The following is a 9,489-nucleotide window of genomic DNA, read 5'->3' on the forward strand; positions in this document are numbered from 1 at the left end:
GTGGGTGGGGGTCGTGGGTGGGGGTCGTGGGTGGGGGTCGTGGGTGGGGGTCGTGGGTGGGGGTCGTGGGTGGGGGTCGTGGGTGGGGGTCGTGGTCGTCAGATGGTGGTCATTGGGATCTGGTCGGTGGTCGAGGTGCTTGAAATCGCAGGGGATCAGGGGGGCAGGCGCCCGGACGAGGGCGGCGGAGGGCGCACTGACCCTGCTGCCTGGGGATGGCCGCAGAGCCGGTTGTTGGGGACCGGATGCCCGGAGATGTCGGCGGTTTGGCCGCACTGCCCCGAATCCGCGCACGCGACGGGCGGGATGTGCTGGCTTGTGCGTCTGAAGGCGTGCGTGCGGATGTCACCTCGCTTTCCGCCATGTCATGGTCGCAATATTAACCATGAGCTTCCTGATTTTGAAGCGGCAAGTTCAATTTCGGGAAGCAACGAAGGGGAGGGTTCTGACGAGCCGCTCCGCGCGGTGTAGGCACGCGCGGCGAGAAGGCAATCGCACCTGCGCGGTGTACCAGCGACGGCGTTTCTGGACGCCAGCGCGGGAGCCTCTCCTGAACGCCAGCGTGGGAGCGTCGCCTGGACACCGACGCGGAAAAGGCGGGTCGCACGTAGAAGCTCTCTCGGAGGTGCTGAGCTTCTGAGGGGAGCCGCGACCTTGATACCGACCAGACTGCGGGGGCGTCTCTAGCCTGACCTGGGGTGCGGATGGCATCGCCGGTCGGCGGACAGGTAGGCCTTGCAGCTCAGCTCAGCTCAGCTCAGCTCACCTCGCGAGTGGCCCAGAGTGGCCTCCGTCAGCCGCACCCTGCTCCGCAGTGGGAACTGCCGACGCCCGCCCCGGTCCCCGCCTTCATCCGCCTTGTCGAGCCCGTCGACCTGAGAGATTGCCCCTTTGATGCAGCGCCTTCCCTGGTCAACGGCCTCCCGCGACAGTGGCAGCCCCGCGCATACCGCACGAGACCACCGCCTATCGCGACAGTGGCGGCCAAGTGCACACCGCACGAGACCACCGCCTATCGCAACAGTGGCGGCCCTGTGCACACCGCACAAAGCCGCCACTGCCACCAGAACGTCTGCCTAGCGGGTGAGCTCCCAGCGGGCCCCGTGCGGGGTGTCCTCCACCGTGATCCCCGCCGCCGCCAACTGGTTCCTGATCGCGTCCGCCGCCGCGTAGTCCTTGCGCTCCCTGGCCGCCTTGCGCTGTTCGAGCGCGACCGCCACCAGCGCGTCCACCACCGGCGAGAGGTCCGAGCCCGCACTCCGCCACTGCGGCGAGCGGGGGTCGAGGCCGAGGACGTCCAGCATGTTCTGGGTCTCGGCGAGCAGCCGGGCCACGGCCTCCTTGTCGCCGCGCGACAGCGCCACGTTGCCCTCGCGCACCACCTCGTGCACGACCGCCAGCGCCTGCGGCGTGCCGAGGTCGTCGTCGAGGGCGTCCACGAACGCCTGCGGCAGCGGCGCGTCCGCGTCGACGTCGTGGATGACCTCGGCGGCGCGCGTGACGAAGCCCTCGATGCGCTGGTACGCGGCGGCCGCCTCCAGCAGGGCCTCCTCGGAGTAGTCGATCGAGGAGCGGTAGTGCGGCGCCGCCAGGTAGTAGCGCAGCTCCACCGGCCGGACCTTCTGCACCATCTCGGGGATCAGCAGCGAGTTTCCGAGCGACTTGCTCATCTTCTCCGCGCCGATCTTGAGCATGCCGTTGTGCATCCAGTAGCGCGCGAAGCCGTCGCCCGCCGCCTGGGACTGGGCGATCTCGTTCTCGTGGTGCGGGAAGATCAGGTCGATCCCGCCGCCGTGGATGTCGAAGGTCGGGCCGAGGTACTTCGTCGCCATGGCCGAGCACTCCAGGTGCCAGCCGGGGCGGCCGGGGCCCCAAGGGGTCGGCCAGGTCGGCTCGCCCGGCTTCTCCCCCTTCCACAGGGCGAAGTCGCGGGAGTCGCGCTTGCAGGACTCGTCGTCGGTGTCGGCCGCGGCCCGCATGTTGTCCAGCTTCTGGTTGGACAGCGCGCCGTAGCGATCGGCGTAGGACCGGACGTCGAAGTAGACGTCGCCGCCAGAGGCGTACGCGTGGCCGCGGGCGATCAGCCGCTCCATCAGCGTGATCATCTCGGGCACGTGGCCCGTGGCGCGCGGCTCGACGGTCGGCGGGAGGCAGCCGAGCGTGTCGTACGCCCAGGTGAAGGCCCGCTGGTTGCGCTCGGCCACGACGAACCAGGGCACGCCCTCCTGGGCCGCCACCCTGATGATCTTGTCGTCGATGTCGGTGACGTTGCGGCAGAAAGCCACGTCATAGCCGGATCGTATCAGCCAGCGCCGAAGCACGTCGAAGTTCACGCCCGAGCGGATATGCCCGATGTGCGGAGGAGCCTGCACGGTCGCCCCACACAGGTAAATCGACGCCCGGCCGGCTTCGACCGGAACGAATTCACGGATGGCGCGCGTGCTGGTGTCGTAGATGTGCAGGCTCACGAAGGCAAGGCTAACGCCTCAGAGGGCTAGTCACGCCGATAAATCCCGCCGTCACGCCGATAAATCAGCCTCGCAACGTCACTCTGTCCGGCGAGATCCGTACGATTACTCGCTCGACGCCCGGTTTGTCCTCCCATGGGAGCCCTCGGTACTTGTGCGAGAGCTCCTGAATGAGCGTACCTTCCGGGTCGGACGTGATGGTCACGCGCCCGCGTACCTCCACATACCTGTATGGATTGTCCGGATCGATGACCAGCAGGCTCGCCCGCGGGTCACGTTCGAAATTCCGCGGCTTCCGGCGCCCCCGCACAGTCGAGAACAGCACGTCGTCACCGTCCGTGCGTACCCACACGACCGTCGACTGCGGCCCGCCGTCAGGATTGAGGCTGGTCACCGTCGCATAATTCGGGGCATCCAAGAGTTTGCGCGCATCTTCCGACAGCTCGGCCATGTATCTCCCTTGATCGGTCCTGGTCCTCATTCTTCTGTAGGCTCGAACCGCCATGGACGTGACTCCCCCCTCTATACTGCGCCGCCTGGGCATTGCCCTGGCCGGGCTCGCGGTCGCCGCCCTTGCCGGGGCCGCGTGCGCTCTCTCCTTCGACGACCTGCGCGCGCTGGCCATCACCGGCGAGGCGGGTCAGGATCTCGCCTTCCTCTATCCGGCGGCCTTCGACGCGCTCCTGGTGGTCGCGCTGATCGACGTGCTGTTGCTGCGCTCCGCCCGGCTGCTGGTACGCGCGCAGGCCGCGTTCGTGCTGGTCGTGCTCATCGTGGCGGCAGCGGCGGCCAACGTGGCGACGGCGGTGCGGTTCGCGTTCGACGTGCGGGCGACGGCCGTGGGCGTGGCCCTGGCGCCCTGGGTCATGCTGGCCGTGGCCCTGTGGCTCTGGCTGCTGCTGATCAAGCACGTACAGGCACATCGGGCGGAGAGCGAGGAGACCGCGGCCGAGCAGGACATCGTCCCCTTCCATCCGGAGCCCGAGCGGCCGCCCGTCGAGATCTACTCGGAACGGCTCTCCGAGACGCCGCAGCCGGCGCCTGTCCAGGAAATCCCCAAGCCGGTCCGGGAAGTCCCCGAGCCGGTCCGGGAAGTCCCCGAGCCGGTCCAGGAGGCCCCCGAGCCGGTCCAGGAGGTCGAAGAGACCCCTGCCCCGGTGGCGGCGCAGGTGGCGGAGTGGCCCGTGCAGCACGAAGAAGCACCGGAGCCCCCCACGCGCCCCGTCCGCTGGGGCGACCGGGTCAAGCCGACGGACGTCCTGGTCCACCCGCGCGTCGACGAGAAGGACGTGGACACCCAGCCGCACCCCGTGATCGAGGATGACGTACCGGATCCCGGGCACGGCCCCGAGCTGGCCGACGACCTCGAGCGCCCGCGGGAGGACGAGTTAGAGGACACCGCCCCCCACCCGGTGATCCACGACGACGACGCCCCGGCCCCCGCCGAACGCCTCCGCAGCACCCCACGTCCCCCTGAAGACTGAGCCGTAAGACATGAGAGGGCCCGTCCGGCACGATCCCGGGCGGGCCCAGCTATTTCCGTATTTCCGTCTAGACGCTGGAGCCGCGTCGGAGCCCGGCGACCAGGCCCACGCCGACGATGGCCAGCACCACCTGCATCACCAGCTCGATCCAGTCGATGCCGTCGGTCGTCGCGACGCCGAGCACCTGAGCGATCAGCGTGCCTACCAGGGCGGCCACGATGCCGACGACGATGGTGAGGATCCAGCCGATGGCCTGCCTGCCGGGGAGCAGGAGGCGACCGATAGCGCCAATCACGGCGCCGATCACGATGGCGCCAAGGATGGACTGGATAGTCATGGTACGAAACCTCCCCGCGAGAGTGAGCGGTTCACTCCCACGGAGATGCTCGCTACCCGATCTACCGCTTTTATGCGCGGTCTTTACGAATGAGCAGGTCAGGTGGGTGTTCCGCGCGTACGCCCGGTGCGTCCCGCGGTGAAGCGCGTCACGAGGAGCACACCGATGACCGCCAGCACGAGCTGGAGTATGTGCTCGATCCAGTCGATCCCCCGCGTGTCGGCCACGCCGGCGGCCTGCGCGATCAGCGTTCCGATCAGGGCTGCCACGATGCCGACGATGAGGGTCAGGCCGATGGACATGTTCTGCCTGCCAGGAACGATCAGCCTGGCCAGGGCGCCGACGATGGCGCCGATGACGATCGCGGAAACTATCGCGCCGATCATGTGCTGCTCCCCCCGAAACGTTCACATGTCGTGGGGACACATACCCTCAGAGCAGGCAAAACAACCAAAAAGGGGAGACGGCGGTCCGTACCGCGCCAGTGACGAACCGCCGCCTCCTGATACAGCGGGCTTCGCGACGACCCGCCGGGACACCCTCACGCATCCACACGTAAGACGCCCGGCGTTCAGGAAAGGTTGACGACCAGGGCTGTCGCGACGGCCGCGATGCCCTCTCCCCGCCCGGTCAGCCCGAGCCCATCGGTGGTGGTGGCGGACACGCTCACAGGCGCGCCCACGGCGGCGCTGAGCGCCTTTTCGGCCTCGGTACGGCGCGGCGCCAGCTTGGGCCGGTTGCCGATCACCTCAATGGCCACGTTGCCGATCTCGTAGCCCGCGGCACGCACCTGCCGCGCGGTCTCCTCCAGCAGCGCGACGCCCGAGGCACCCGCCCATCGCGGGTCCGCGGTCCCGAACAGCTGCCCGAGATCACCCATGCCGGCCGCGGACAGCAGCGCGTCACACGCGGCATGCGCGGCCGCGTCGCCGTCCGAATGGCCCTCGAGTCCGGTCTCGCCCGGCCAGTGCAGGCCGGCGAGGTTGAGCTCACGTCCCGAGGCTCCTGAAGCGAACGGGTGGACGTCGACTCCGACGCCCACCCGTGGAAGATTGGTGTTCAGGAGTTGAGAACCTCGTCGAGCAAGGCCTCAGCCTTGTCCTCGTTGGTCTTCTCCGCCAGGGCAAGCTCACTGACCAGAATCTGACGCGCCTTGGCGAGCATGCGCTTCTCGCCCGCGGACAGGCCGCGCTCGCGGTCTCTCCGCCACAGGTCCCGAACGACTTCGGCGACCTTGTTCACATCGCCGGAGGCGAGCTTCTCCAGATTGGCCTTGTAGCGACGAGACCAGTTGGTCGGCTCTTCCGTGTGCGGCATCCGCAGGACATCGAAAACCCGCTCAAGGCCTTCCTGGCCGACAACATCGCGCACACCAACGAGTTCTGCGTTTTCGGCTGGCACCTGGACGGTAAGGTCGCCCTTGTCGACCTTGAGCACCAGGTAGGTCTTTTCCTCACCCTTGATGGATCGCTTCGTGATTGCTTCGATCCGAGCAGCCCCATGGTGGGGGTAGACGACTGTGTCGCCGACCTGGAAAGTCATGTGACAAGTACCCCTTCCGCTGTACTCCAGGGTACCACGCATCCACAGCCTCCCGGAACAGTGAAATCCTCATAACTGCAGGTCAAGGCCGCATATTAGGGCTTGACAAGTGCTCAACTCTATGTCTGGCATTTCCGGACATAGCTAATGACCTGCGGGGGCGTGGATATGACCATGGATTCGGATGGATATGGTGGGCGCTGCACATCACGCATGCGCGCCACCTGCGCTTAGCGCATGCGCGAGCCCTCCGCAAGACCAAGGAGAACCCGCCCGTGACCAGCCGTCGCTGGATTGTCGTCGCCGCGTTCTTGGCAGCCCCCATGCTGGCGGGCTGCGGGGCTGGATTCGACGCCACCACCAACAAGCCGTACGCGCCCAACGAGGCACTGGCATTGATCGAGAACGGTGCTTACGGCACGCGCGGCATTCAGATCCCGCAGGCGTTCATTCTCGGGCCCGACGCCGGTGCGCAGCTCGCCTGGCGCGGCTCCGCCCCGATCTACCTGAACATTCTCAACACCGCCGACACCCCCGACACCCTCGAGGCGGTCTCCGCGGGGAGCATGGGGACGGTCAAGGTCGCGGCCCCGATCCAGCTCCCGAGCCGCCAGCTCGTGAACACCGGCAAGCCCACCCCTCAGCTCATGCTCGACGCGATCCCCAAGAGCCTCAGGGGCGGCGAGAGCATCAAGCTGGACCTCCAGTTCGCCAACGCCGGGATCGTGTCCTTGAACGTCCCTGTGGTGACGCGCAGCCGCGAGTTCAAGGACTACCCGCCGGCGCCGAACGCCCCCGCGGCCCCCACGCCCACCCCGACGCCGTCCGCGTCGGCCTCCGAAGAATCCCACTGACCCTTCCCCGGAAACGCCGAAACCCTTGTTCCGGTACGCGACTCGTACCGGAACAAGGGTTTTCTACTCTTCGGTGGCGTCGAACTTGTAGCCCAGGCCGCGCACGGTGAGGATGCAGCGCGGGTTGGACGGGTCCGACTCGATCTTGGCGCGCAGGCGCTTGACATGGACGTCGAGGGTCTTGGTGTCGCCGACGTAATCGGCGCCCCACACCCGGTCGATGAGCTGGCCACGGGTCAGTACACGCCCCGCGTTGCGCAGCAGCACCTCCAGCAGCTCGAACTCCTTCAGCGGCAGCTGCACCTGCTCACCGCGCACGGCGACGACGTGGCGGTCGACGTCCATGCGCACGGGACCGACGGCCAGCACCGCGGTCTCCAGCTCCTCCGTCACGTCACCCTGGCGGCGCAGGACCGCGCGGATGCGGGCCACCAGCTCGCGCGACGAGAACGGCTTGGTGACGTAGTCGTCGGCGCCCAGTTCGAGGCCCACGACCTTGTCGATCTCGCTGTCCTTGGCCGTCAGCATGATCACCGGCACCTTGGAGCGCTGCCTGAGGGAGCGGCACACCTCCGTACCGGGCAGACCCGGAAGCATCAGGTCGAGCAGCACCAGATCTGCTCCGTTGCGGTCGAACGTGTCGAGAGCCTCGGGCCCGGTCGCCGCGACCGACACCTCGAAACCCTCTTTACGGAGCATGTAGGACAGGGCGTCGGAGAAGGACTCCTCATCTTCGACGACAAGTACGCGAGTCATTGGGCTGTCTCCAGGGGAATCGAGGGTGGTACTGCCACCGCCGTGCCGCCGAAGGCGGGCAGGCGGAGCGTGAAGGTGGAGCCGGACCCTTCCTTGCTCCAAACGGACACTTCGCCGGCGTGTGCGGCGGCGACGTGTTTGACGATGGCCAGGCCGAGCCCGGTGCCACCGGTCGCCCGCGACCTGGCCGCGTCGACGCGGAAGAATCGCTCGAAGATGCGTTCGAGCGCCTCCTCCGGGATGCCGATGCCCTGGTCGCTGACGCTGATCTCCACCGAGTCACCGGCGGGCCGCACGCTGACCACGACCCGGGTGTGCTCCGGACTGTACGCGACGGCGTTGTCGATCAGATTGCGCAACGCCGTCACGAGCAGTTCGTCGTCACCCCAGATGCGCAGGCCCTCGGTGCCGCCGGACACCAGGGTGATGTCCTTGGCGACGGCCTTGGTGTTGCAGTGGTCGATGGCGTCGTGGATGGACTCGTCGATCGAGACCTGTCCGGGGGTGGGGATGGGCTCGGCGCCCTGGATCCTGCTGAGTGTGATCAGGTCTTGGATGAGGTAGTTGAGCCGGGCGGCCTCGTGCTGCATGCGCCCGGCGAAGCGGCTGACCGCCTCGGGGTCGTCGGCGGCGTCCTGAATGGTCTCCGCCAGCAGGCTCATGGCGCCCACCGGGGTCTTCAGCTCGTGGCTGACGTTCGCGACGAAGTCACGGCGTACGGCCTCGACCCTGCGGCGCTCGGTCTGGTCCTCCGCGAGCACCAGGACCTGGCCGTGCGAGCCGAGCGGAGCCACGCGTACCGCGAAGTTCGTGGTCTCCTGGCCGAACTTGTGCCCCGCCACGTCGATCTCGCTCTCGCGGATCTCGCCGTCACGGCGTACCTGCCGGGCCAGTGCCAGCAACTCGGCGGCCATCAGCCGGTCACCCTTGACCAGCCCGAACGCCCGCGCGGCCGAGCTGGCGCGCAGCACCTTGTCATGCGCGTCGAGCACCACGGCGGAGGAAGGAAGCACGGCCAGCACGGACGCGACGCCCTGCGGCAGCGCGCTCCCGGTCTGTGTGCCATCCTCCACGGCAGCGCGTTTCGGAGCCTCGATCTGGTTTCGGTAGAAAAGGACCGCCAGGGCGCCCACGACGAACCCGGCCAGGGCCGCGAAGCTCATGGCCATCTCACTCATGTCTTCGATGGTAGGTGGCCTTCTCCCAGGCGCAGACCCTCTCATCAGGGATGGAAGGCCCCTTTCCTGGAAAGTTCATCTGACGGTAGGGGTTCGTTCATCGAGGGGCACGTACGGTGACCACATGCGCGACGCGTACCACGAAGAACTTGATTCGCTGACCGACAAGCTGGTCGAGATGACCAGGCTTGTCCGCTCGGCCATTTCCCGTGCCACCACGGCCCTCCTCGACGCCGACCTTCAGCTCGCCGAGAGTGTCATTTCCCGGGACGAGGAAGTGAACGCGACGTTCGCCGAGGTCGAGGCCTCGATCTTCGACCTGATGGCCCGGCAGCAGCCGGTGGCCGTGGACCTGCGGATGGTCATCACGGCGCTGCGCATGGGCACCGACCTGGAGCGCATGGGCGACCTCGCCGTCCACGTCGCCAAGGTCGCCCGCCTGCGCCACCCCGAGTCGGCGATCCCGGCCGAGGTGCGCTCGACCATCGTGGAGATGGGCCAGATCGCGGAGAACCTCGTCACCAAGACCGGCAGCTGCATCGCCTCGCGGGACGTGGACTCGGCGCTGGAGCTGGAGCAGGACGACGACGCGATGGACCGGCTGCACCGGCGGCTGTTCCGCAACATCCTGTCCAAGGACTGGGAACACGGGGTGGAGCCGGCGATCGACATCACGTTGATCGGGCGCTACTACGAGCGGTACGCGGACCACGCGGTGCGGGTGGCGGCGGATGTCGTCTACCTGGTCACGGGGGCTCGGCCCAGCTGACAGCGAGGCCTTCCCAAAGGCGTGGTCTTCGCAGGCGAGGCGCGCTTCGCGCGAAAGGGCTCAGGCTGTGTTGTGTGGGGGCAGGCCCCCCCCCCCCCCCC

The 9,489-nt window shown here is 67.8% G+C and carries 11 protein-coding genes; 3 read left to right on the top strand and 8 right to left on the bottom strand.

What is annotated here, in order from left to right:
• Window positions 1–1,076: 1,076 nt before the first annotated feature.
• Window positions 1,077–2,468 (bottom strand): cysteine--tRNA ligase, encoded by a 1,392-nt coding sequence (gene cysS, locus ACWEPL_RS64150; RefSeq protein WP_452442777.1) that lies wholly within the window; start codon window positions 2,466–2,468, stop codon window positions 1,077–1,079.
• A gap of 64 nt (window positions 2,469–2,532) precedes the next feature.
• Complete coding sequence (locus tag ACWEPL_RS64155; protein WP_363962093.1) at window positions 2,533–2,919, bottom strand: PPOX class F420-dependent oxidoreductase; 387 nt, start codon at window positions 2,917–2,919, stop codon at window positions 2,533–2,535.
• A 58-nt stretch (window positions 2,920–2,977) separates the two neighbouring features.
• Here ACWEPL_RS64155 and ACWEPL_RS64160 point away from each other — a divergent pair, with 58 nt between their 5' ends.
• Complete coding sequence (locus ACWEPL_RS64160; protein WP_452442779.1) at window positions 2,978–3,952, top strand: DUF2637 domain-containing protein; 975 nt, start codon at window positions 2,978–2,980, stop codon at window positions 3,950–3,952.
• Between the two features lie 67 nt (window positions 3,953–4,019).
• Here ACWEPL_RS64160 and ACWEPL_RS64165 read toward each other — a convergent pair whose 3' ends face one another.
• From ACWEPL_RS64165 to ACWEPL_RS64180, 4 genes are all read right to left on the bottom strand, one after another.
• Window positions 4,020–4,289, bottom strand: coding sequence for a GlsB/YeaQ/YmgE family stress response membrane protein (locus ACWEPL_RS64165; RefSeq protein ID WP_355204349.1), 270 nt, complete (start codon window positions 4,287–4,289; stop codon window positions 4,020–4,022).
• Between the two features lie 98 nt (window positions 4,290–4,387).
• Window positions 4,388–4,675, bottom strand: coding sequence for a GlsB/YeaQ/YmgE family stress response membrane protein (locus ACWEPL_RS64170; RefSeq protein WP_350733263.1), 288 nt, complete (start codon window positions 4,673–4,675; stop codon window positions 4,388–4,390).
• Between the two features lie 185 nt (window positions 4,676–4,860).
• A complete protein-coding gene (gene ispF / locus ACWEPL_RS64175; RefSeq protein ID WP_452442781.1) occupies window positions 4,861–5,331 on the bottom strand; it encodes a 2-C-methyl-D-erythritol 2,4-cyclodiphosphate synthase in 471 nt (156 codons plus the stop codon).
• A gap of 17 nt (window positions 5,332–5,348) precedes the next feature.
• Window positions 5,349–5,831, bottom strand: a complete 483-nt coding sequence (locus tag ACWEPL_RS64180; protein WP_043624891.1) for a CarD family transcriptional regulator — start codon at window positions 5,829–5,831, stop codon at window positions 5,349–5,351.
• A 275-nt stretch (window positions 5,832–6,106) separates the two neighbouring features.
• Between ACWEPL_RS64180 and ACWEPL_RS64185 the strand changes: the two genes are divergently transcribed.
• Window positions 6,107–6,685 carry a copper chaperone PCu(A)C gene (locus ACWEPL_RS64185; protein ID WP_363962091.1) on the top strand — a complete coding sequence of 193 codons (579 nt, stop codon included), beginning with the start codon at window positions 6,107–6,109 and terminating at the stop codon, window positions 6,683–6,685.
• Window positions 6,686–6,748: 63 nt separating this feature from the next.
• Here ACWEPL_RS64185 and ACWEPL_RS64190 read toward each other — a convergent pair whose 3' ends face one another.
• Together ACWEPL_RS64190 and ACWEPL_RS64195 are read right to left on the bottom strand one after the other, a co-directional pair.
• Window positions 6,749–7,441: a response regulator transcription factor gene (locus ACWEPL_RS64190; protein ID WP_185070431.1), complete on the bottom strand. Its 693-nt coding sequence runs from the start codon at window positions 7,439–7,441 to the stop codon at window positions 6,749–6,751.
• Entirely contained in the window at window positions 7,438–8,610 is a 1,173-nt protein-coding gene (locus ACWEPL_RS64195) for a sensor histidine kinase (protein WP_449905147.1), read from the bottom strand. Before ACWEPL_RS64195 ends, ACWEPL_RS64190 begins: the two co-directional genes overlap by 4 nt.
• 133 nt (window positions 8,611–8,743) lie before the next feature.
• Here ACWEPL_RS64195 and phoU point away from each other — a divergent pair, with 133 nt between their 5' ends.
• Complete coding sequence (gene phoU, locus ACWEPL_RS64200) at window positions 8,744–9,388, top strand: phosphate signaling complex protein PhoU (RefSeq protein ID WP_350733256.1); 645 nt, start codon at window positions 8,744–8,746, stop codon at window positions 9,386–9,388.
• Window positions 9,389–9,489: the final 101 nt, after the last annotated feature.

The organism is Nonomuraea sp. NPDC004186 (assembly GCF_053603495.1).